At 69.5% G+C, this 22,394-nt stretch carries 19 protein-coding genes and 2 tRNA genes; 10 read left to right on the top strand and 11 right to left on the bottom strand.

Translation table 11 applies throughout. From position 1 onward, the window contains the following. From ACTZWU_RS06220 to ACTZWU_RS06195, 6 genes are all read right to left on the bottom strand, one after another. Positions 1-633: a CDP-alcohol phosphatidyltransferase family protein gene (locus ACTZWU_RS06220; protein ID WP_444736497.1), complete on the bottom strand. Its 633-nt coding sequence runs from the start codon at positions 631-633 to the stop codon at positions 1-3. Continuing rightward, positions 630-2,792 carry an FAD-dependent oxidoreductase gene (locus tag ACTZWU_RS06215; RefSeq protein WP_444736496.1) on the bottom strand — a complete coding sequence of 721 codons (2,163 nt, stop codon included), beginning with the start codon at positions 2,790-2,792 and terminating at the stop codon, positions 630-632. Before ACTZWU_RS06215 ends, ACTZWU_RS06220 begins: the two co-directional genes overlap by 4 nt. 116 nt (positions 2,793-2,908) lie before the next feature. Continuing rightward, positions 2,909-3,667, bottom strand: coding sequence for a LamB/YcsF family protein (locus ACTZWU_RS06210; RefSeq protein ID WP_444736495.1), 759 nt, complete (start codon positions 3,665-3,667; stop codon positions 2,909-2,911). After that, a complete protein-coding gene (locus ACTZWU_RS06205) occupies positions 3,668-4,690 on the bottom strand; it encodes a biotin-dependent carboxyltransferase family protein (RefSeq protein WP_444736494.1) in 1,023 nt (340 codons plus the stop codon). Then, on the bottom strand, positions 4,687-5,433 hold the full coding sequence (locus ACTZWU_RS06200; RefSeq protein WP_444736493.1) for a 5-oxoprolinase subunit B family protein: 747 nt from the start codon (positions 5,431-5,433) through the stop codon (positions 4,687-4,689). Before ACTZWU_RS06200 ends, ACTZWU_RS06205 begins: the two co-directional genes overlap by 4 nt. A 45-nt stretch (positions 5,434-5,478) precedes the next feature. Then, positions 5,479-6,702: an FAD-binding domain-containing protein gene (locus ACTZWU_RS06195; protein ID WP_444736492.1), complete on the bottom strand. Its 1,224-nt coding sequence runs from the start codon at positions 6,700-6,702 to the stop codon at positions 5,479-5,481. Positions 6,703-6,843: 141 nt separating this feature from the next. Here ACTZWU_RS06195 and ACTZWU_RS06190 point away from each other — a divergent pair, with 141 nt between their 5' ends. From ACTZWU_RS06190 to ACTZWU_RS06175, 4 genes are all read left to right on the top strand, one after another. Next, positions 6,844-8,097 (top strand): hypothetical protein, encoded by a 1,254-nt coding sequence (locus tag ACTZWU_RS06190; protein ID WP_444736491.1) that lies wholly within the window; start codon positions 6,844-6,846, stop codon positions 8,095-8,097. A 113-nt stretch (positions 8,098-8,210) separates the two neighbouring features. Then, a tRNA-Asp gene (locus ACTZWU_RS06185) sits at positions 8,211-8,287 on the top strand. 28 nt (positions 8,288-8,315) lie between these two features. Next, positions 8,316-8,392, top strand: a tRNA-Asp gene (locus ACTZWU_RS06180). A gap of 87 nt (positions 8,393-8,479) precedes the next feature. Continuing rightward, positions 8,480-9,742, top strand: coding sequence for a glutamate-5-semialdehyde dehydrogenase (locus ACTZWU_RS06175; protein ID WP_444736490.1), 1,263 nt, complete (start codon positions 8,480-8,482; stop codon positions 9,740-9,742). Positions 9,743-9,748: 6 nt separating this feature from the next. Here ACTZWU_RS06175 and ACTZWU_RS06170 read toward each other — a convergent pair whose 3' ends face one another. Next, complete coding sequence (locus ACTZWU_RS06170; RefSeq protein WP_444736489.1) at positions 9,749-10,375, bottom strand: histidine phosphotransferase family protein; 627 nt, start codon at positions 10,373-10,375, stop codon at positions 9,749-9,751. Between the two features lie 39 nt (positions 10,376-10,414). On the opposite strand from ACTZWU_RS06170, the gene ACTZWU_RS06165 reads away from it, so the two are divergent. The 5 genes from ACTZWU_RS06165 (at position 10,415) to ACTZWU_RS06145 (ending at position 15,118) form a co-directional block, all read left to right on the top strand. Continuing rightward, entirely contained in the window at positions 10,415-10,594 is a 180-nt protein-coding gene (locus ACTZWU_RS06165) for a DUF3553 domain-containing protein (RefSeq protein WP_304616591.1), read from the top strand. 157 nt (positions 10,595-10,751) lie between these two features. Next, positions 10,752-11,537 carry an L-ornithine N(alpha)-acyltransferase gene (gene olsB / locus ACTZWU_RS06160; protein ID WP_444736488.1) on the top strand — a complete coding sequence of 262 codons (786 nt, stop codon included), beginning with the start codon at positions 10,752-10,754 and terminating at the stop codon, positions 11,535-11,537. Beyond that, positions 11,534-12,409 carry a lyso-ornithine lipid O-acyltransferase gene (gene olsA, locus ACTZWU_RS06155; protein WP_444736487.1) on the top strand — a complete coding sequence of 292 codons (876 nt, stop codon included), beginning with the start codon at positions 11,534-11,536 and terminating at the stop codon, positions 12,407-12,409. Before olsB ends, olsA begins: the two co-directional genes overlap by 4 nt. Positions 12,410-12,452: 43 nt before the next feature. Next, entirely contained in the window at positions 12,453-14,684 is a 2,232-nt protein-coding gene (locus tag ACTZWU_RS06150; RefSeq protein ID WP_444736486.1) for an adenosylcobalamin-dependent ribonucleoside-diphosphate reductase, read from the top strand. Positions 14,685-14,818: 134 nt separating this feature from the next. Beyond that, entirely contained in the window at positions 14,819-15,118 is a 300-nt protein-coding gene (locus ACTZWU_RS06145) for a TM2 domain-containing protein (RefSeq protein WP_444736485.1), read from the top strand. Between the two features lie 39 nt (positions 15,119-15,157). On the opposite strand, the gene ACTZWU_RS06140 is transcribed toward ACTZWU_RS06145, so the two are convergent. The 4 genes from ACTZWU_RS06140 to ACTZWU_RS06125 all read right to left on the bottom strand — a co-directional run bounded on the left by ACTZWU_RS06140 (position 15,158) and on the right by ACTZWU_RS06125 (position 19,707). Further along, positions 15,158-15,679, bottom strand: coding sequence for a hypothetical protein (locus tag ACTZWU_RS06140; RefSeq protein WP_444736484.1), 522 nt, complete (start codon positions 15,677-15,679; stop codon positions 15,158-15,160). A gap of 64 nt (positions 15,680-15,743) precedes the next feature. Beyond that, positions 15,744-16,826: a phenylalanine--tRNA ligase subunit alpha gene (gene pheS / locus ACTZWU_RS06135; RefSeq protein WP_444736483.1), complete on the bottom strand. Its 1,083-nt coding sequence runs from the start codon at positions 16,824-16,826 to the stop codon at positions 15,744-15,746. Between the two features lie 56 nt (positions 16,827-16,882). Then, positions 16,883-18,247 (bottom strand): cytochrome P450, encoded by a 1,365-nt coding sequence (locus ACTZWU_RS06130; RefSeq protein ID WP_444736482.1) that lies wholly within the window; start codon positions 18,245-18,247, stop codon positions 16,883-16,885. A 224-nt stretch (positions 18,248-18,471) separates the two neighbouring features. Further along, the gene (locus tag ACTZWU_RS06125) at positions 18,472-19,707 is read right to left on the bottom strand and encodes a DVUA0089 family protein (RefSeq protein ID WP_444736481.1); all 1,236 of its coding nucleotides are present in this window, start codon (positions 19,705-19,707) and stop codon (positions 18,472-18,474) included. A gap of 174 nt (positions 19,708-19,881) precedes the next feature. Here ACTZWU_RS06125 and pheT point away from each other — a divergent pair, with 174 nt between their 5' ends. Continuing rightward, positions 19,882-22,269 carry a phenylalanine--tRNA ligase subunit beta gene (gene pheT / locus ACTZWU_RS06120; protein WP_444736480.1) on the top strand — a complete coding sequence of 796 codons (2,388 nt, stop codon included), beginning with the start codon at positions 19,882-19,884 and terminating at the stop codon, positions 22,267-22,269. Positions 22,270-22,394 lie beyond the last annotated feature (125 nt).

Below are 22,394 nucleotides of genomic sequence, written 5' to 3'. Positions count from 1 at the left end.
TCACTCCTGTCGATGCGGTCGGTCGTTTTCGGGGGAAAAGGCCAGCCAGCCCTGATGCCAGCGCGTCAGCGTGGTCATCAGGCAGGCGGCGGCGAACAGATAGGCCAGCGTGGCGAAGCCGGCGGGCCAGAGGCAGATCAGCACGAAGACGGCGATAGTCTCGGCGCCCTCGGTCAGTCCGCCAAGGTAATGGATGCCTTTGGGGCCGTGGCGCGAGGGGATCGGGCCGCGCCGGGCGGCAATCGCGGCAAAAGCCAGAAAGGACGAGCCCGTTCCCACGAAGGCCGCGATCAGCACAGCGGCGGGAAGGGCCTGATCGGGCTGGCCGATGGCGAAGCCAAGGGGAAACAGCGCGTAGAAGACGAAATCCAGCGCGATATCCAGGAAGGCGCCGCGATCCGTGGGGCGGCCCTGCCGCGCGATGGCGCCATCCAGCCCGTCGGCCAGGCGGTTGCCCAGCAGCAGCACCAGCGCCACCAGATAGGCCTGCATCGCCAGCGCCGCGACCGCGCCCAGCCCGATGACGAAGCCCAGGATCGAGACGTGATCGGCGCAGATCCCCGCCCGCGCCATGCGCCCGGCGACCGGCGCCAGCATGCGCCGTTGCAGCGGTTGCAGGGCCGCGTCGATCATGTGCGCCTCCAGCTGTGATAGCGCGCCAGCAGCGCCAGCAGGCGTGGGCTCAGGCGCGCGCGGCGCCATTGCCCGGCCAGATTGCGGTTGGCCTCGGACCAGGTGGGATAGGGCAGGACGGTGGACAGCATCTTCGACAGGCCCAGCCCGTTCTGCATCGCCAGCGCGAAGGGGGCCAGCATCTCGCCCGCTTCGGGGGCGATGATCGTGACGCCCAGAACCTTGTCGCGGCCCTTGGCGGTCACGACCTCGACCATGCCGCCGGTCGCGCCCTCGGCGATGGCGCGATCCAGTGAGGCCAGCGGATAGCGTGTCACCTCATGCGCGACGCCGCGCTTTTCGGCCTCGTGCGCGCCAAGGCCCATGCGGGCGATCTGGGGGTCGGTGAAGGTCACTTGCGGCATCGCCTCGGGCTTGCCCCTGAGGCGCCAGAGATCGCCGAAAAGCGCGTTCAGCGCCGCCTGCGCGCCCTGATGGCCTGCCGCATGGGTGAATTGCCACGGCCCCGCCACGTCGCCCGCCGCGAGGATATGCGGCCAGATCGTCTGAAGGTGGTCGTTCGTGTCCACCGTTCCGCTGATCGGGATGCCCAGCTTGTCGAGACCCAGCCCCTCGATCCGGGGCTTGCGGCCGACCGCCACGAGGATCTCGTCGCAGGGCAGGCGGCTTGTCGTGCCGTTCTCGTCGATCTCCAGCCAGCGCTCGGCGCCATCCGCCCCGGCCGCCAGCGCGCGCGCCCCGGTCCGCAGCGTCACGCCATCCGCCACCAGCGCGTCGGCGATGATGCGCGCGGTCTCGTCGCCCTCGCGCGGCAACAGGCGGGGCGCGGCCTCGATGACGGTCACGGCCGATCCCAGCCGCGCCATGGCCTGCGCCAGTTCCAGCCCGATCGGCCCGCCCCCCAGCACCAGAAGGCGCGGCGGAACGCTGCCGCGCGCGGCCAGCCTGTCCCAGAGCGTCTCGGAGGTCAGCGCGCCGGCCTCGGCCAGTCCGGGCAGGTCGGGCATCACCGGCGAGGCACCGGTCGCAAGGATGATCGCACGGCCGGTCAGGCGCAGCGTCACGCCGTCGGGCAGCTGAATATCGACGGTCCAGGGATCGGCCAGCCTTGCCCGGCCCGCGATCACCTCGACGCCCAGACTGCGGTAACGCTCGGGGCTGTCATGGGGGGCGATCGTCCCGATGGCGGCGTTGACGCGGGCCATGACCGCCGCGAAATCCACCGCGACCGGGCCCGCCGTGATGCCCATGCGGGTGGCGTTGCGGGCGCTGTGGGCGGCCTTGGCGCTGGCGATCAGCGCCTTCGACGGGACGCAGCCCGTGTTCAGGCAATCGCCGCCCATGCGCTCGGCCTCGACCAGCGTGACCCGCGCCCCGGCCGAGGCCGCGACATTGGCCGCCACCAGCCCCGCCGAGCCCGCGCCGATGACGATCACGTTGCGGTCGAAACTGGCCGGCCGGTCGGCGCTGCGCTCAAGCTGGCGCCGTTTCCAGCGGCCAAGCGCCCAACGTGCGATCCACGGAAAGACTGCCAGCGCGACAAAGGATGCGATCATCGCGGGCGACAGCACGTCCGATGGGCTTTCGATGCGCGCAAGCTGCCTGCCCGCATTCACATAGATCGCCGTCGCGGGCAGCATCCCGACCAGGCTGACCCAGGCATAGGTCCAGACCCGGATCGGCGTCAGACCCATCAGCAGGTTCACCGCGAAGAAGGGCAGCGCCGGGATCAGCCGCAGCGAGAACAGGTAGAACGCCCCGTCGCGCCTGAGGCCGGACTCGATCCCCTCGGCCCGGTCGCCCAGCCGCGCCCTGACCCGGTCGCGCAGCAGGTGACGCGCGGCCAGAAAGGCCAGCACCGCGCCAAGCGTCGAAGCCAGCGAGACCACCGCCACACCCGCGGCCAGCCCGAACAGCGCGCCCGCGCCAAGCGTCATCCAGACCGCCAGAGGCAGCGACAGCGCCGCCACCGCGACATAGGCCAGGAAGTAAAGCACCAGAACCAGAACAGGCCGCTCGGCCCGCAGCGCCTCGGCCGAGGCCACCAGTTCGCGGATGCGCTCGGGTTGGCTGATCAGCGGCCAGAGCCACCAGCCCAGGGCCAGCGCGGCGACCAGCGCCAGCAGGATGGCCAGGTTCGTCCGGGTCTTGTGCGTCATGCGTCTGGTCGCCCCCTTGCTCGACGGCCCCGACATGAGATCAGCACCGCCTGTGAAAGCAGTTACGGGCCAGCGACCCCTTTTGGTACGCGATCACGAGAACGTGAGCCTTGCGGCTAGCGTGCCATCATCCGTGGGTGGATGCCCTGGCCGGTCAGGTGGTCGCGCAGGCCCTGTGCCATGGCGACCGCGCCGGGGGTGTCGCCATGCAGGCAGATCGTGTCGATCCGGCAGGGGATCTGCCGCCCGCTTTCCGCGATGATCGCGCCCGCGCGCAGCATCCGTTCGATGCGGGGGCCAATTTCGGCCACGTCATGCAGCACCGCGCCGGGCTGGCCGCGCGGTACCAGCGTCGCGTCATCGCGATAGGCGCGGTCGGCGAAGATCTCGTTGGCGTGGCGCGCGCCCAGTTCCTGGGCCACGGCCTGCATCGGGGTCGCGGCCAGAACGACCAGGATGATGTCGGGGTCCACGCGCAGCGCGGCCTGATAGCAGGCGCGGGCGATGGCGGGGTCCTCGCTGGCCATGTTCGACAATGCGCCGTGCAGCTTGAGATGCCGGACCTCGGCGCCCACGGATCGTGCGATGCCCTGCGCGGCGCCAAGCTGCCATGCGATCAGGTTGCCCAGTTCCTCGGCCGACAGGGTCATGCGGCGGCGGCCAAAGCCCTGAAGGTCGGCAAAGCCCGGATGCGCGCCGATCCCGACGCCGCGCGCCGCCGCCAGCCGCATCGTCGCCGCCATCACCGAAGGATCGCCCGCATGGGCACCGCAGGCGATGTTTGCCGAGGTCACGATCTCCAGCAGCGCCGCGTCGTCGCCCATCGTCCAGGGGCCGAAACCCTCGCCCATATCCGCGTTCAGATCGACCTGCATCTAATCCGCCTCGTCCCCGCGCACCACGCCCGAGATCAGAGAGTAGGCCAGAAGGTCCGGCATGGTCGAGGGGTCGCGGATCAGCGGCCCGGTCCGTGCCCGCGCCTCGCGCAGCAGGACATCCTCGGGGCGGTGGGCGGCGCGGGCCTCGGCCAGCGTCAGGTGCTGAAAGCGCAAGGCCGCGCCGGGCGGGGTCTGGGCCAGACGCGGCAGGTCGTCGGGCATGACCGTGCCGATCCGGGGATAGCCGCCGATGGTCTGGCATTCGGCCATCAGCACGGTCGGCACGCCGTCGCCCGCCATCTGCACGTCGCCCGGCCCGATCACGTCCGAGGCCAGCCCCCCCGACAGTTGCCGCGCGCCCTCGGCCCGGAAGGGGCGCGGGCCGTCCAATGCCACGGCCTGACGGTTGCTGCGGGGCGCGCGGAGAAAGGTCGCGGCCAGAAAGGCGGCCCGTTCCTCGGCTGTGAAAAGATCGGTTTGAGGCCCGTCGATCAGCCGCAGCGTGCCGCCCGCGAAGCGCGGCAGAGGGCGGATCAGGCGCGGGCTGCGCTGCGGCGCGGGGTCGGGGCCGCAGGGCAGGACCGCGCCCGCCGCAAGGGGCGCGCCGATGCCGATGTTCAGATGCGCCGCCCGGCTGCCCAGCCAGTCCGGCCCCGCGATCCCGCCCGCAGGCGTCAGATAGCCCAGCATCCCCTGTTCGGCGGGACCGATGGTCAGGACCTCGCCGGGCCCAAGCAGCAGCGTGGCGTGCCAGGGGACGGGGCGGCCATCCAGCGTGGCGCGCATCGGCGCCCCGGTCAGCGCCAGCCACAAGGGCGCCTCGGCCTGAAAACGGCCGCCCGCGCCCGCCATCTCGATCGCGGGCAGGGGGGTGGGGCTGGCCAGCAGGGCGGCGGCCTCGATCAGGGCCAGCCGGTCCATCGCGCCGCCGCGCGACAGGCCCCGCGCCAGATGGCCGGGCCGCCCCATGTCCTGAACGCTCAGCAGGCCCGAAACCGCGCTCAAGGTCAGCGCGCTCATGGCACGACCTCGCAGATCGCGCCGCCCATGCCGCCCGGCTCGGCGCTCAGCGCCGCGATGCGGTCGGCGGGGGCGGGGGCCAGCCGGATCGCGTCGCCGGGGGCCAAGGGCATCGGCTCGGCCCTGTCGGGCCAGAAGCTGCGAAAGGCCATCCGCCCGACCTGCCGCCAGCCGGTGGGCGAGGGATTGCCGAAGATCACGATCTGGCGCAGCGCCACCACCACCGCACCCGCAGGCACTTCGGGCACCAGTTCGGGCAGGCGCGGCAGGTTCCAGCCCTCGGGCAGCAGGCCCAGATAGGGCTGGCCGGGCGCGAAGCCGATGGCCAGCACGGCCAGATCGGTGTCGCAGATCTGCGCAACGGCCTGATCGTGCGTCAGGCCCAACTGCCGGGCGATGGGCGCCAGTTCCGGCCCCTCGGCCCCGCCAAAGGCGGTGGGCAGGGTCCAGCGGCGGCGCGGTCTGGGCGGGGCGGCATCGGCCAGCGCGGCGCGGGCGCGGGTCATCAGATCGGCCTCGAGCATCGGCGTGATGCGCGCGGGATCAAGGCGCAGCAGGCACGAGACCAGCGCGGGCGCGATCTCGACGGTGCCTGCGGGCGGGCGGTCGGACAGATCGGCGGCCAGACGCCGCGCCGCCGCCATCGCCTGCGGGTCGGGCGACAGCGAAAACCGCACCAGCAGCCCGTCCAGCCCGTGGGGCAGGATCTCGGGGCTTTGCGAGGCGCGCGGGTGATCGATCATCGGGCCAGTGTGGCCAGCCGCGCGGGGGTTGCAAGCCCCTGCCGGCTAGTCGCGGGCGGTAATCCCCAGACCGGCAAGCGTGCGGGAGATACGCTCTTTTACCTTGAAGAACCCCGCCGTCGCCTGCGGCCAGAAGGCCCTGTCCCAGTCGCGCGACCAGTGGCGCAGGCTCAGGCCCGCCCCCTCCAGCGCGGGGGCGGCGCAGTCCAGCCAGTCGCGCAGCGGCCCCTGCGGCAGATGCGGCGTCACGATCTGGCGCGCACCGCAGGATTGCGCGGCCCCGATCAGCGCGTCGGGCGCATCGGCGCGGATCGCCTGCGCAGGTATGCCCGCCCGCGCGGCGGCATCGGCCAGCGCGCCAGCCTCGAAGGCCAGCACATGATCCGCGACGGCGCGGGGCGACCTCAGATGCCCCGAGGCCAGCGTCACCGCGCCCCTGATGTCATGGGCGGACAGACCGAAATCCTCGGGGCAGCCATCCTCGGCGGTGATCAGCAGCAGCGCGGGCAGGCGCGGATCGGGGGCGGGGCCGGGCGGAGCCAGATGCGGGCGGGGCAGGCCCTCGGGCTCGGTATGGTCCAGCGGGGTTATGCCCTGGGCCAGCTGCGACGGGTCGGGGTTGTGGCGGCCCTCGGTGAAGCGGGCGATGTTCTCGGCGGTGGCCTCGTAAGCCTTGCCGCGCGTGTGCAGCCCCGCGACCCACCGCCAGCCGAGCGTGTTCGAGGAGGGGCAGCCGTCGATCAGGTGCCGCAGGAAGAAATCCGCGCCCACCCGCCAAGGCAGCCCGAGCGTGAAGATCCAGATCGAGGCGAACCACATCCGCGCGTGATTGTGCAGATAGCCCGTTTCGCGCAGTTCGTTCGCCCAGGCATCCATGCAGGCGATGCCGGTGCGGCCTGCCTCGGCGGCGTCGATGCGCGCGGCCAGCGCGGGGTCGCGCGCTGCGGCGGCCAGATCGACGGCAAGCCCGCTGCGATAAGCCGCCCAGATCGCGGGGCGCTGTTCCAGCCAGCCCTTGAAATAGCTGCGCCAGACGACCTCTTGCACGAATTTCTCGGCGCCGCCGGCATGGGTCTGGACCGCGCGGGCCACGACCTCTTGTTCGGTCAGCAGGCGGTGCCGGATCCAGGGCGACAGGCCCGACACGCCCTGATGCCGCCCCGGCCCCAGATCGTGATTGCGCCGGGCGGCGTAGTGGCGCCCCATGCGGGGCGTGAAGGCGTCCAGCCGGGCAAGGGCTTCGGCGCGGGTGGGTAGGGGCTGGCTCATGCTGGGGTCTCGGTTGCGTTCGGGCGTTCCATCATCCGCATCGGTGCAGGCTTGCGCAAAGGGCGCAAAGGTCGCAGGGAACCCCGGCGCCGGCATGGGGTTGGGTGGCAGACCCCGTTCACGCCGGACAAGGAAATGAGGATGCGCAATCACCTGAAGGGAAGCGTCGCGGTGCTGACCCTGCTGGGCGGCCCCGCCATCGCGCAACAGGCCGAGGGGGTGGTGGTCGAGACCTGCGCCCCGGTCGTGACCGTCACCCAGACCCCGCCCGAGATCCGCATCACCATCCCCGACGACCCTGCGGCCGATCCGCAGGTCGTGGTCCTGCAGGCGCCCCCGGTCGTGCAGGTCGTGCAATGCCCGCCGGTCGTCACCGGCGCCGAGGCCCAGATCACCGAGGCCGAGGCCGAGATCGTCGTGAACGCCGCCGAGTCGGCGGAACTGGTCGTGACCCGCATGGATGCGACGGGACAGGCCGCGGGACAGGCGACGGATCAGCAGGCCGCCGACGAAGCCAGCACCGGGCTTGTCACCAACGATGCGACAGACGCTGAAGCCGCGGCCGACGCGACGGGCGATCAGGCCGCGCAGGCGCCCGCCGGTCTGGTGGGCGAGGATGAGGTTGCAGCCGAGGGCGCGGCGGATGCCGATGCCGACCAGCCGACCGAGGCCGCCCCCGAGGCCGCGCCCGAAGCCCCCGGCTTGCAGACGACCAATACGCAGGCGACCGACATGCAGACGGCCGGGACTGCCGCAACCCAAGACGCCGAAGATGAAGCCGGGGCGACGGGCGGCTCGCCCGGCGGACCCAGCAGCGCAGGGCAGCCCCCCGCCGAGTCGGCCGAAACGCCCCCCGCAACCACGCTGAACACGCAGGCCGAGGCCACCGACGGCCCCGTCTCCGAGGGGATGGAGGTCGAACAGGACCAGTCCGACGGCATCATCGCGCCCGCGCCCGGGGCGACCACACCAGCTGAAACCCCCACCGCGCCCGAAACTGCGCCCGAAACTGCGCCCGAAACCGCGCCGGAAACTGCTCCGGCGGCCGATCCGGTCACCGATATGCCGGACACCCCCCAAGGCCAGCCCCTGCTGCGAGAGGGGAACGCCGCGCTGACCCCCGACGAGGCGCTGGCCGGGGATCTGGAAGGCGCCGATGTGGTCGCCAGCGATGACGAGGTCGTGGGCCAGATCGGGTCGGCGGATCCTGCATCGGGCATGATTCTCGTGGGCGTTGGCGGTTTCCTCGGTCTTGGCGAACATGACCTGATGCTGCCGATGGACGAGGTCTCGTTCCAGCGCGATGCCGACGGGGTGCTGCGCGCCTATCTGGCCGTGCCATCGGACGCGGTCAGGGCGATGGCCGACCAGCAGGCAGGCGAGGCGGCGCAATAAACGAAGCCAGCCGCGCGCGCCGATCTTTTTTGGCGCGCGCTCTTGACGGGGGCAGGCGCTCTGCGTAAACCCCCCTCACTCCGGCAGGCGATGCAAGCCGGGGGATGAGTTGGGCGGTTGTAGCTCAGTTGGTTAGAGTACCGGCCTGTCACGCCGGGGGTCGCGGGTTCGAGCCCCGTCAACCGCGCCACAACTCATTCATTCGCCGGAAGAAAAGCGCGGTTGTAGCTCAGTTGGTTAGAGTACCGGCCTGTCACGCCGGGGGTCGCGGGTTCGAGCCCCGTCAACCGCGCCACTTCTTCCCCCGATATCCCCGATCACGACATTCCCCTTGGCCGACAAAGCCGCTATCAGGGGCGCGAACGTCTTATCGGAGGATGTGATGACGGATATGGTCCAGGCCCGGCAATTGATCGAAGCCCTCGGCACGGCTGCCCGCGAGGCGGCGGTGGTTCTGGCCCAGACCCCAGCCCCCGCGAAAGAGGCCGCGCTGATTGCCGCCGCCGATGCCGTCATCGCGCAGCAGGACGCGATCCTGCGCGCCAACGAGGCCGATCTGGCCCATGGCCGCGACAAGGGCCTGTCTGATGCGATGCTGGACCGGCTGCGGCTGGACGCGCCGCGCCTTGAGGCGATCGCGAAAAGCCTGCGCGAGGTCGCGGCCCAGCCCGACCCGGTGGGGCAGGTCATCGCGGAATGGGACCGGCCCACGGGCCTGCATATCCGCCGCGTCCGCACGCCCATCGGCGTGATCGGCGTGATCTATGAAAGCCGCCCCAACGTCACCGCCGATGCGGGCGCGCTGGCGCTGAAATCCGGCAATGCCGTGATCCTGCGCGGCGGTTCGGAAAGCCTGCATTCCAGCGCCGCGATCCATGCCTGCATGGTCCAGGGCCTGCGCGTGGCGGGCCTGCCCGAACCCGCGATCCAGATGGTGCCCACGCGCGACCGCGCGGCGGTCGGCGCCATGCTGGGCGCGCAGGGGTTGATCGACGTGATCATCCCGCGCGGCGGCAAGGGCCTTGTGGGCCTTGTGCAATCCGAGGCGCGCGTGCCGGTCTTCGCCCATCTGGAAGGCATCTGCCACGTCTATGTGGACGGCGCCGCCGATCCCGAAAAGGCGCGGCGCGTGGTGCTGAACGCCAAGACCCGGCGCACCGGCATCTGCGGTGCGGCCGAATGCCTGCTGATCGACCGCGCCTATCTGGCGCGCCACGGCGACCATCTGATCCGCGACCTGATCGCAGCGGGCGTCGAGGTCCGGGCCGAGGGCGAATTGCAGATCGACGGCACCGCTCCGGCGCAACCCGATGATTTCGGGCGCGAGTTTCTGGACATGATCATCGCCGCCCGCCCCGTGGACGGGATCGAGGGCGCCATCGCCCATATCCGCCGACATGGCAGCCAGCACACCGAATCGGTCATCACCGAGGATCAGGCCGTGGCCGACCGCTTCTTTGCCGGGCTGGACAGCGCGATCCTGATGCACAACGCCTCGACCCAGTTCGCGGATGGGGGTGAATTCGGGATGGGCGCGGAAATCGGCATCGCCACCGGCAAGATGCATGCCCGCGGCCCGGTGGGCGCCGAACAGCTGACCAGCTTCAAGTATCTGGTCACTGGCGACGGCACGACCCGGGCCTGAGCGGCGTCAAAAGACGATCTCGGCGCCCCTCTCGTCGATCTCGGCCCGCAGGCTTCGGCCTGCGGCGCCTGCCGCCTCGGCCAGCAGGGGGAACTGCACCTCGGACGGCTGGGGCGCGCGGGGCACGCCCGCCCCTGTCAGCCAGGCCCAGAGGTCCGCATCAATCCGCGCCCGGTCGCATTCCGCCACGATCCGCCAGCCCGGCATCACCCGCAGCGCCAGAACCCGCGCGCCCCAGGGCATGCCGGTTTCCAGGCACATCAGCGCCAGCAGCAGCATCCGCACCTCGGCCCGCGCGAAATCGCCCCCCGCATCCAGTGTGACCGCCAGCCGCCCCGAGCCGGTGACGCCCTCGACCAGCCGGGTCAGGTCGCCCAGGCTGATGCGCTGATCGCCCGCCGCCAGGCCAAACGCCATCCGATAGGCCTGGATGCGCGACCGGGCCGAGGCGACCGCATCCGCGATCAGCGCCATTTCCGGGCTTTCGCCCAGTCCGGGGAAATCGGGCGACATCTGCAACAGCTCGACCCCGTTGCCGATCGCGCCAAGCGGCGAAACCAGATCATGACAGAGCCGCGCGCCCACCAGCCCCGCCAGATCCGCGGAAGCCATCGCGTTTGACCGCGCGCTCATGTCTGATACCCTACGCTGGCCGAACAAAAGGACGCCGCCGTGAACGACATTCTGGAACCGGGCATGATCGTGCGCCATCCCCAGGCCCCCGAATGGGGCGAGGGGCAGGTCCAGTCGCGCATCGGCGACCGCATCACGGTGAATTTCGCCGAAGCGGGCAAGCAGGTGATAGACGGCCGGCGCGTCATGCTAGAGGTTGTGCGGTTCAACGACATGTAATCCTCGGGTATTTTTCCGGGCGAGTGTGCAACCGCAAGTTGTCCCGCGCAAGCCCCTGCCGCCGGGTCGCGGCAAGTTCTGTTGCAATGAGGGGCCGCTTTACCTAGAACCGCCCGCAAGCCGCCAAGACCGTCCCCGAAACAGACCGGACCTGCCCGTGAACCGTGCCGACCCCGCCTTTTTCCAGATCCGTCTGGCCAAGTCCCCGCAGGACCTCCTGGCGGCGCAGCGCCTGCGTTATCGCGTCTTTGTCGAGGAACTGGGCGGCGACGGCGATCTGGTCGATCACGACCAGCGGCTGGAACGCGACGAATTCGACCCGGTCGTCGATCATCTCTGCCTGATCGACACCCGGCGCGACGCCGAGGCGCTGGATCATGTGGTCGGCGTCTACCGCCTGCTGCGGGGAGACCGGGCGGCGGCATTCGGGCGCTTCTACTGCGACGGCGAATATGACCTGACGCCTTTGCGCGCCTCGGGGCGGCCGGTGCTGGAACTGGGCCGGTCCTGCGTCGATCCCGAACAGCGGGGCGGGGCGGCGATGTTCCTGATGTGGAACGCGCTGGCCGATTACGTTCTGGACCACGGGATCGAGATCCTGTTCGGCGTGGCCAGCTTTCACGGCACCGACATCCCGATGCTGGCGCCCTCGCTGGCCTGGCTGCACCATCACCATCTGGCGCCCGCCGATCTGCGCCCGGTTGCCCGCCCCGAGGGGTTTCAGCGCATGGACCTGATCGCCCCCGACCGGCTGGACCGGCGCGAGGCGATGCTGGGGATGCCCGCTCTGATCAAGGCCTACCTGCGCCTTGGCGGCACGGTGGGCGAGGGGGCCTTCATCGACCGCGCCTTCAACACGACCGACGTGTTCCTGATGATGGACACCGCCGCCATGTCCGCGAAGCACCGCGAATTCTACGAAAGCCGCCGGCAGACCGCATGAGCGCCGCCGCCCCGCCGACCGCGACCGAGGCGTCAATTGCCCGCGAGGCGACATGGCGCGAGGGGGTGCCGCCGCCTCTGCCGGGTCCACAAGGCGCGGGCGATTGGTGGCGCGTGATCCGGCGCGGCCTGCCCGCCATCCTGATCCTGCTGCTGGGTGTCCTGCTGATCCTGCCCCTGCGCGGGGTTGAACGTCTGTTCCACGGCCCCCGCCGCCCCTGGACGGGGCCGCATGTGCAGGTCGTCTGCCGCCTTGTCCTGGCGGTCATGGGCATCGGCTGGCAGCGCCATGGCCGCGCCATGCGGCAGCCCGGCGCCATCGTCGCCAACCATTCCAGCTGGCTCGACATCCTGGTGATGAACGCCGCCGCCCCGGTCTTTTTCGTCAGCAAGGCCGAGGTCGCGGGCTGGCCCGGCATCAACATCCTGACCCGCGTGACGAACACCCATTTCGTCACCCGCGACCCGCGCCTGGCCCGCCAGCAGGCGCAGGAATTCAGCGACCGGCTGCGCGCGGGCCACAGGCTTCTGTTCTTCCCCGAGGGCACCTCGACCGATGGCCGCCGGGTTCTGTCGTTCAAGCCGACGCTGTTTCAGGCCTTTCTGGATGATGGCCTGCCCGCCGATCTGGCGATCCAGCCGATGAGCGTGGCCTATCACGCCCCCGAAGGCCGCGATCCGCGTTTCTACGGCTGGTGGTCGGACATGGAACTTGGCCCCCATCTGCTGACGGTGCTGGCCGCGCCCCGGCAGGGCCGCGTGACCGTCCGGCTGCATCCGCCCGTGCCCGTCGCGGGCGAGACGCGCAAGACGCTGGCGCAAAAGACGCAGGAAGCCGTGCGCGCGGGGCTGGCCTCTGATATCCTGACCTGATCCGCCGCGCCCCACGCGGCGCGTCCGACAGGCAGGAGGAATGATGACCCGCTTCGCCGCGCCCATCGCCGAACAGATCTGGGACATGAAATACCGGCTGAAGGACGCCGACGGCCGCCCCCTCGATGCCAGCGTCGAGGATAGCTGGCGCCGCGTCGCCCGAGATCTGGCCCGGATCGAAGCCGACCCCGCGCTGTGGGAGGACCGCTTCTATCATGCGCTCGAGGATTTCCGCTTCCTGCCTGCGGGCCGGATTCTGGCGGGCGCCGGGACGGGGCGGTCGGTCACGCTGTTCAACTGCTTTGTCATGGGGACCATCCCCGACAGCATGGCCGGCATCTTCGAGGCGCTGAAAGAGGCTGCGCTGACCATGCAGCAGGGCGGCGGGATCGGCTATGACTTCTCGACCATCCGGCCGCGCGGGGCGCCGGTGGCGGGGGTGGCGGCGGATGCCTCGGGGCCTTTGTCCTTCATGGATGTCTGGGACGCGATGTGCCGCACGATCATGTCGGCGGGCTCTCGGCGCGGCGCGATGATGGCGACGATGCGCTGCGATCACCCCGACATTCAGGACTTCATTGCCGCCAAGGCCGACAGCGCGCGACTGCGGATGTTCAACCTGTCGGTGCTGGTGACGGACCCGTTCATGCAGGCCGTGCGCGAGGACGGCCCCTGGGATCTGGTGTTCGAAGGCCGCGTCTTCCGAACGGTCCCGGCGCGCGATCTTTGGGACCGGATCATGCGCGCGACCTATGATTATGCCGAGCCGGGCGTGATCTTCATCGATCGCATCAACGCCCAGAACAACCTGCATTACGCCGAGACCATCGCCGCGACGAACCCTTGCGGCGAACAGCCCCTGCCGCCCTATGGCGCCTGCCTTCTGGGTTCGGTCAACCTGTCGCGGCTGGTCCGCGCGCCCTTCGCGCCGGACGCGGCGCTGGACATGCACGCGCTGGACGATCTGGTGCGCGTGGCAGTGCGGATGATGGACAATGTCGTTGATGCCTCGCGCTTTCCCTTGCCCCAGCAGGCGGCCGAGGCGCAGGCCAAGCGCCGCATCGGGCTGGGGGTGACGGGTCTGGCCGACGCGCTGGCCATGCTGGGCCTGCGCTACGGCGCCCCCGAGGCGGTCGAGGCCACGCGGCGCTGGATGAAGGCCATCGCGCGGTCGGCCTATCTGGCCTCGGTCGAACTGGCGCGCGAAAAGGGGCCGTTCCCGCTGTTTCAGGCAGACGCCTTCCTGGCCTCGGGCTTCATGGCGCGGATGGACGATGATGTCCGGCAGGCGGTGGCCGAACACGGCATCCGCAACGCGCTCTTGACTTCGATCGCGCCGACCGGGACGATCAGCCTCTATGCGGGCAACGTATCCTCGGGGATCGAGCCGGTCTTTGCCCACACCTACCGCCGCAAGGTCCTGCAAAAGGACGGCACAAGGACCGAGGAAGAGGTCGTCGATTACGCCGTCCGCCTGTGGCGCGACCTGCATGGCGACGCGCCCTTGCCCGATCATTTCGTCGACGCCCAGACCCTTGCGCCGCGCGACCATGTGGCGATGCAGGCGGCGGCGCAGGAATGGGTGGACAGCTCGATTTCCAAGACGATCAACTGCCCCGAGGATATCGGCTTTGACGACTTCAAGGACGTCTATCTGGCGGCCTGGGATCTGGGCTGCAAGGGCTGCACGACCTATCGCCCGAACGCGGTGACGGGCAGCGTCCTGTCGGTCCTGCCTGCCACCCCCGACCGGCCCCCCCTTGTGGCCGAGCCCCTGGCCCGCCCGCCCGCGCTGGAAGGCGCGACCTACAAGCTGAAATGGCCCGATTCCGCGCATGCCATCTACATCACGATCAACGACATCCTTCAGGACGGCCAGCGCCGCCCCTTCGAGATCTTCATCAATTCCAAGAACATGGAGCATTTCGCCTGGACCGTGGCGCTGACGCGGATGATCTCGGCGGTGTTCCGGCGCGGCGGCGATGTCAGCTTCGTGGTCGAGGAACTCAAGGCCGTCTTCGACCCGCGCGGCGGCGCCTGGATGGGCGGGCGCTACGTCCCCTCGATCCTCGCCGCGATCGGCGGGGTGATCGAGCGCCACCTGATCGCCACGGGCTTTCTGGCGGGCGAGGGGCTGGGCCTCAAGACCGATCCGCGCGCCGAACTCTCGGACCCGCCCCGCGACCCCGCTTGTCCCTCCTGCGGCCAATACGGGATGCGCATGGTCGAGGGCTGCCTGACCTGCCCCCATTGCGGCCATTCGAAATGCAGCTGATCGCGCGACGTGGTCGCGGCGGGCCTTGTCGGCACGTGTCAGGCTACCCCGCGCATTGGCCCGGAACCCTTGTGCGGGGGGTGGGGGTTCCTATCTCTCAGAGGGCAACCGCCCGACATGGCAGGAGAATGACGATGGACGTGCAACGCGAATTGCTGATCGAGCAGCGTGTCGCCAACGAGGCGCGCTCGCCCCTGATCGCCTATCTGCTGCTGATCTTCCTGTGGGGCTTCGGCGTCCACCGCATGTATCTGGGCCGCTGGATCAGCGGGCTGTTCATGCTGGCGGTCTGGGGGATCGGCTGGCTGCTGACCCCGATCCTGATCGGTTGGCCCGCCGTCGCCTTCGTCGCGCTGTGGTGCGTGGTGGACCTGTTCCTGATCCCGGGGATGATCCGCGCGGATCGGGAGGATATTCGGAGAAGGTTGAGGTAGGAGTAACGCGATGGCCGCCGCAGGCAGGCTACCTACCGCTCAATCAACCTTGACCACGGTGTCCTTATAGAGCTCTTGCATCACAGTTTCATCGTCCTTCGTAAACGGGCGAACAGAACGCCTTGATACGAGCAGCGCTGCAGTTTCCGCCTGCCTGTACAATCGGATAGCATCCCAGAAGTTTTCGGAAAACTTGGCCAAGTCACTTTCGTGGCCTTCATCGCGTCTTGCGATAGCCCAAGCGTCGCAAACTCTGTCTATGGCTTCACGTGCCGGCTTTATTGTTGAGGCGGGAGCGTAGAGCATCAAGTTATTGAAGCACGATTTTAGAGAGCTCATCTCTCGGTCGCAGCGTTCGAAGTCGCCCGATCTGACTGCGCTCTGGAATTTGCTCAAACTGTCAAAGAAATCGCGAAGCGCTGCGCGTTCCTCCAAGCTTATCTGTAACAAACGGTCTTGGTGTTTTTGCCAAGGGTACGCAACAAAGGCGATAAGCAAAGCCGCCCACGCGCCCACAACCGCGCCGATGGCTTCCACTGGCAAAAACACCATAAGCAGCACCGCGGCTACCGTTATCAGGCTGCCTCTCGCAAAATAATATATCGACTCTCGAAGCCGCATAAAGCTACCTGCTCAACCCACCACTCACACTCGGGACATCCCCGGCTGCAAATCCGTAATGCCGCAGCCAGCGCAGGTCGCTCTCAAAGAACGCACGCAGATCGGGAATCCCGTATTTCAACATCGCGATCCGGTCGATCCCCATGCCGAAGGCAAAGCCCTGCCATTGCGTCGGGTCGATCCCGCCCGCGCGCAGGACGTTGGGATGGACCATGCCTGAACCCAGGATTTCCAGCCAGGCATTGCCCTCGCCGATCTTCAGCTGGCCGCCCTCCCACGAGCAGCGGATATCCACCTCGGCCGACGGCTCGGTAAAGGGGAAGTGCGAGGCGCGGAAACGCAGTTCGACCTGATCCACCTCGAAGAAGGCGCGGCAGAATTCTTCCAGCGTCCATTTCAGCTGCGCCATGGAAATGTCGCGGTCGATGGCCAGACCCTCGATCTGGTGGAACATCGGCGTATGCGTCTGGTCCATGTCCATCCGATAGACGCGGCCCGGCGCGATCACGCGGATCGGCGCGCCGTGTTCCTGCATCGCGCGGATCTGGACGGGGCTGGTATGGGTGCGCAGGACATGCGGCGGGCGGTCGTCGCCGGGGGCGCGGTGCATGAAGAAGGTGTCATGCTCCTGCCGGGCGGGATGTTCGGGCGCGATGTTCAGCGCGTCGAAGTTGAACCAGTCGCTTTCGACCTGCGGGCCTTCGGCCACGGCGAAACCCATATCGGCGAAGATCGCCGTCACCTCGTCGGTGACCTGGCTGATCGGGTGGATGCTGCCCTGACGGCGCGGGCGACCCGGCAGCGTCACGTCCAGCCATTCCTCGCGCAGGCGGGCGTCCAGCGCGGCATCCTCAAGCGCCAGCTTGCGGGCGCGGAGCGCGGCGTCGATCTCGTTGCGGATCTCGTTCAGGGCCTTGCCGGTGGTCTGGCGTTCCTCGGGGCTCATCCGGCCCAGCTCGCGCATCTTCAGGCTGATCTCGCCCTTCTTGCCAAGCGCGCCGAGGCGCACATCCTCTAGCGCGTTCGGATCGGCGGCGGCCGAGATGCGGTCAAGCCATTGCTGGCGCAGGGGGATCAGATCATCCATGTCGGGCCTCATTCCAGTTGCGCCCGCGTTAGCATGGGCGCGCGCGCGGGAAAAGCCTAAGCCGGGCGCGGCGTGGCGCGCAGCCAGACCCCGCCATGCGGGCGCAGCGTCAGGATCATGCGCGGCTGGGGCAGGCGGCCCGGCACCGGATCGAAACGGAACCGCGACAGCAGCGTGGCCAGGATGATGACGGCCTCTTGCAGGGCGAAGCTGGCGCCGATGCAGATGCGCGGCCCGGCGCCAAAGGGCAGGAAGGCATAGCGGTCGGGCACGGTCAGGAAACGGTCGGGATCAAAGGCGTCGGGGCGGTCCCACAGCAGATGATGGCGGTGCAGCGCGTAAATGGGCATCATCACCGTGTCGCCGGGGCGCACCTCGCGCCCGCAGAGCCGGTCATGCGCCTGCGCCGTGCGCGACAGGAACGCGGCCGGAGGGTAAAGCCGCAGCGTCTCGTTGACGATGCGCAGCGTCAGGGGCAGGGCGCCCAGATCGCGCGCCTCGGCCACGCGCCCGCCAAGGGCGGCGCGGGCCTCGGTTGCGGCGCGTTCCTGCACCTCGGGGTCGTGGGCGCAGAGATACAGCGCCCAGGCCAGGGTCAGGGCGGTCGTCTCGTGGCCCGCCACGATGAAGGTCAGCAGGTTGTCGCGCAATTCGTCGCGGTTCATGCGGCGGCCCGTTTCCGGGTCCTGCGCGTCCAGCAGCAGGTCCAGGAGGTCGGGCGGCCCCTGATCGCGCGCGGTCTCGGCGCGGGCGGCGATGGCACGGTCGGCCAGCCCCTTCATGCGCCTGAGCCCCGGCCCCGAGAACAGCCGCCCCGGACGCGGCAGCCAGCCGGGCAGCCCGATCACATCCATCAGCGAGATGCGGGCCGTCTGCGCGATATAGCCCTCGATCGCGTGATGGACGGCGTCGCGGTCGAACACCCCCGCCCCCCCGCCCGAAAAGGTCACGTCCGAGATCACCTCGAACGTGGCGGCGATGGTCTCGGCGAACAGATCGACGGGACCATCGGCGGCGGCAAGCCTGCGGCTGGAGGCTTCGGCGGCGGCGCCCATGATCGGGCCAAGCGCCTCGACATGGCGTTGGGCAAAGGCGGGGGCGGCGGCGCGGCGCTGCCAGCGCCAATGCGCGCCCTCGGCCACGAACATGCTGTCGCCGATGGCGGGGTTCAGGATCAGCTTGGTCGTGGTGGATTTCGGGTAATCGTCCACCCGTTCCTTGAGGATGCGGCGCAGCGACTGGGGGTCCATGACCATGTGCCATCGCAGGCCCGTCTTGCCCGAGACGATGGGCTGGCGCGTGGCGATGGCGGGGATCAGTTCAAGCAGGTTGCGCCTTGCGGTGGCGACCGTGCCCATGATGCCCAGAGGGCGCACGGCCAGCGGCACCTTGACGGGATCGGGGCGGGGCAGGTCGAACATGGGGCGCGGCTCCTTTGACCCGCAATCTGGGCGCTGGCGTTCTCCGGATCAACCCGCGCCCCGTCCGCCCCGATGTCGCAGCCCGCAGATGCGCGCCCGGGCGGTGCACATCCGGTGCACAGATCGTGCACGCCGCCTGCATCGTCTGTGCCGCCCATTCTGAACGAAAAAGGGGCCCTGCCGCGCAAGGCCCCCGTGATCGGGTCACAGCCGGAAGGACGCGCCTATTCCACCCGCTCGAACCGGTCAAAGACCAGCCCGATGGCGCGGATCGGGCCGCGCGGCTGATCCATGCGGCCGACGTCCAGAACCGCCATCCGGTAGAGGCCCGGCTCCAGCAGGACCGGCCCCAGCCGCGCATCCGTGTTCTCGCCGCCATCGTCATCGACGGCGACCTGCGCGCCGTTCGGGCCGAACAGGACAAGCTTGCTGTCCACCCCGGTCGCGCTGCCGAAGGCATCGACGATCAGCACGCTCGGGCGTTCGATGGTCAGGGCCAGCCATTGCGCCGTGCCGTCATGCAGCAGCACCGTCTCGCGGTCGCGGGTCAGGTCGATATCCTGCATCGGATAGCCCGATCCGGCGGGGGGCGCCATCTCGCCCCGGCCCCAGGCGGCGCGCAGATAGCTGTCGCGGTCCAGAACCTCGGCCGAGACGTCGATGACACCCTCGCGCGCCGACAGGGGCGCCACGCCGATGCAGTATTCGCCCGCCGCCAGCGGCGTCAGGAAATCCAGCCGCGAATTCAGCCCGTCGGCATCGTCGTTTTCCGCGATCAGGCTGCCCGTGCCGTCAAAGAGCTTCAGATAGGGATCAAGCTCGGCGCTGGTGGCGCGCAGCGTGATCGCGCCGGGCGCATCAAGCGCAAAGCGCAGATAGGCGACCTCGGCCCCGGTCTGGCGGCTGACGCGACCCGAGGCCAGCGCGGCGTCCAGCGGCCCGTCGGTCAGGGCCTCGGCCTCGGTCTCGGGGCGGCAATCCGCGATGCTCAGGTCGGGCGGCGCGGCCAGAAGGGCGGGCTGATCCTCGCGGCTGATCTGAACCGCCGCGCGGATGGCTGGATCGCCGACCGGAACCATTTGGACACAATAGGTGCCGGGCTCCAGCACCGTCTCGATCCGCGAATTCAGGCCGCCCATCGCGTCGTCATTCTCGGCCAGAACGCGGCCTTCGGGGGTGGCCAGCACCAGCGAGGGATCGCCGCCGCCGATGGCTTCGGCCTCGATCCGCAGGGACTGCGCCTCGCCTTCGACGACAAAGGCGTGCCAGCCCCGGCTGCCTTCGACGGATTCGACCTCGACGCGCAGCGGGGTCTCGACGGTGTTCACCGTGCTGGCGTCGGCGTCGGCGGCGAACCACTGCGCCGGATCGCCCGAGCAGACAGGCCCGTCGCCCTGGGCAAGCGCGGGAAGCGCGGACAGGCCGCCAAGGCCGATGGCAAGAGGTAAAAGCACTTTCATGGGAACACCCTGGGGTCACGATACGCGCGCAAGGTGGCACCGCAGGGCAGGCGCGGCAAGTTCGATCTTTGGCCGCAAAACATGCCGATCCGGCTTGACCCGCGCGCGCGCCCGCGCTTGAAGGCAGCAAAGCCATGCCCGCCCCTTGCGGGCCGGAACCGGAAGGCACGCGTCATGAAGTTCACCCTCTCCTGGCTCTCCGAGCATCTGGACACCACCGCGACCCTGGCCCAGATCGCCGAGGCGCTGACCGATCTGGGCCTTGAGGTCGAAGAGATCGTCGATCCCGCCGCCAAGCTGGGCAGCTTCACCCTCGCCCGGATCGAGGACGCGCAGCAGCATCCCGATGCCGACCGCCTGCGCGTCTGCCGCGTGATGACCGACGAGGGCGAAAAGCAGATCGTCTGCGGCGCGCCCAATGCGCGGGCGGGCATCACCGTGGTTCTGGCCAAGCCCGGCGATTACGTGCCCGGCATCGACACGACGCTTGGCGTGGGCAAGATCCGCGGCGTGGAAAGCCACGGCATGATGGCCAGCGAACGCGAGCTGGAACTGTCCGAGGAACATGACGGCATCATCGAACTGCCCTCGGGCGAGGTGGGCCAGCGCTTCGTCGATTGGCTGGCGCAGAACGCGCCCGAGAAGATCGACCCGATGATCCACATCAAGATCACGCCGAACCGCCCCGACGCGCTTGGTGTGCGCGGCATCGCCCGCGATCTGGCCGCGCGGGGCCTTGGCACGCTGAAGCCCGCCCCCGAGGCGCGGATCGAGGGCGCCTTCCCTTGCCCCATCGGCGTGACCATCGCCCCCGAGGTTGCCGCCAAGGCACCCTTCTTCGCGGGCCGGGTGGTGCGTGGGGTCACGAACGGACCGTCGCCCGAATGGCTGCAAAAGCGCCTGCGCGCCATCGGGTTGCGCCCGATCAACGCGCTGGTGGACATCACGAACTTCTTCACCTTCGACCTGAACCGCCCGCTGCATGTGTTTGACGCGGCCAAGGTGACGGGCAACCTGACGCTCCGCGCCGCACGCGCGGGCGAGGAACTGGTCGCGCTGGACGACAAGACCTATGCCCTGCCCGAAGGTGCGGTGGTGATCTGCGATGATCACGGCCCCGAAAGCATCGCGGGCATCATGGGTGGCGCGGCCTCGGGCGCGTCCGAGACCACGACGGATGTCTTCATTGAGGCCGCCTGGTTCGACCCGATCGCCACCGCCACGACGGGCCGCGCGCTGAAGATCAACAGCGATGCGCGCTACCGCTTCGAACGCGGCATCGACCCGGCCTTTACCCTGTTGGGGCTGGAACTGGCCACGCGGATGGTGCTGGACCTCTGCGGGGGCGAGGCGTCTGAGGTCGTGACCGCAGGGGCGCTGCCCGACACGGGCCGGGCCTATCGGCTGGACCCCACGCGCACCTCGCGCCTGGTCGGCATGGACATCCCCGAGGACACGCAGCGCCGCACGCTCGAGGCGCTTGGCTTCCGGCTGGAAGGCGATATGGCGCATGTGCCGTCCTGGCGCCCCGACGTGCTGGGCGAGGCCGATCTGGTCGAGGAAATCGCCCGCATCGCCAGCCTGACCAGGCTTCAGGGCAAACCCCTGCCGCGCCCGCGCGCGGGCGTGCCGCAGCCGGTCCTGACGCCGCTGCAACAGCGCGAAAAGGCCGCGCGTCGCATGGCTGCCTCGCTTGGCTACAACGAATGCGTGACCTATAGCTTCATCGACCACAAGGCCGCGACGCTGTTCGGCGGCGGCTCGGATGCCGTGCGCGTCGAGAACCCGATCAGCAGCGAGATGACGCATCTGCGCCCCGACCTGCTGCCCGGCCTGCTGGCGGCGGCGGCGCGCAATCAGGCGCGCGGCTTCGCCGATCTGGCGCTGTTCGAGCTGGGCCCCGTCTTTTCGGGCGGCGAGCCGGGCGAGCAATCCTTGCGTCTCAGCGGGCTTCTGGTCGGCCAGATCGCGCCGCGCGATCCTTTCGGCAGCCGCCGCAAGGTGGATCTCTATGACGCCAAGGCCGATGCCGAGGCGGTGCTGGCGACCATCGGCGCCCCCGCCAAGGCCCAGATCAACCGCAAGCTGGACGGCTGGTGGCATCCGGGCCGGTCGGGCAATATCGCGCTTGGGCCGAACGTGCTGGCGACGTTCGGCGAGGTCCATCCCCGCATCCTGCGCGAGATGGACGTGAAGGGTCCGGCCGTGGCCTTCACCATCCATCTGGCCGCGATCCCCTTCCCCAAGACGCGCACGCCCACGCGCCCCGCGCTGGAGCTGTCGGGCTTCCAGGCGGTCGAGCGTGACTTCGCCTTTGTCACCGCCCCCGAGGTCGAGGCCCTGACGCTGGTCAACGCCGCGCTTGGTGCCGACAAGGCGCTGATCCGGCAGGTCAGCGTCTTCGACCAGTTCACCGGTCTTGAAGGCGGCGCGAAGTCCATCGGCCTGACCGTGCGGATGCAGGCCGCCGACAAGACCCTGACCGATGCCGAGATCGAGGCCGTCGCCGCCAAGGTCGTCGAAAAGGTCCAGAAGGCCACCGGCGCGACCCTGCGCGGCTGATCGCGGGGGCCTTGTGCCCCCGCCACTCTTGCCTCTGGCGCTGCGTCAGCCGTTGAACGATCTGGTTCGGCATGTTTTTTGTCGACAGGATTGAACCGGATCGGCCCGGCCTGCGTTCCTGCGGA

Origin of the sequence: Paracoccus sp. NSM, assembly GCF_052379855.1 — a bacterium.
Lineage (GTDB): Bacteria > Pseudomonadota > Alphaproteobacteria > Rhodobacterales > Rhodobacteraceae > Paracoccus.
The sequence above is the reverse complement of the archived record's forward strand: the minus strand, read 5'-3'. Positions and strand labels throughout refer to the sequence as shown.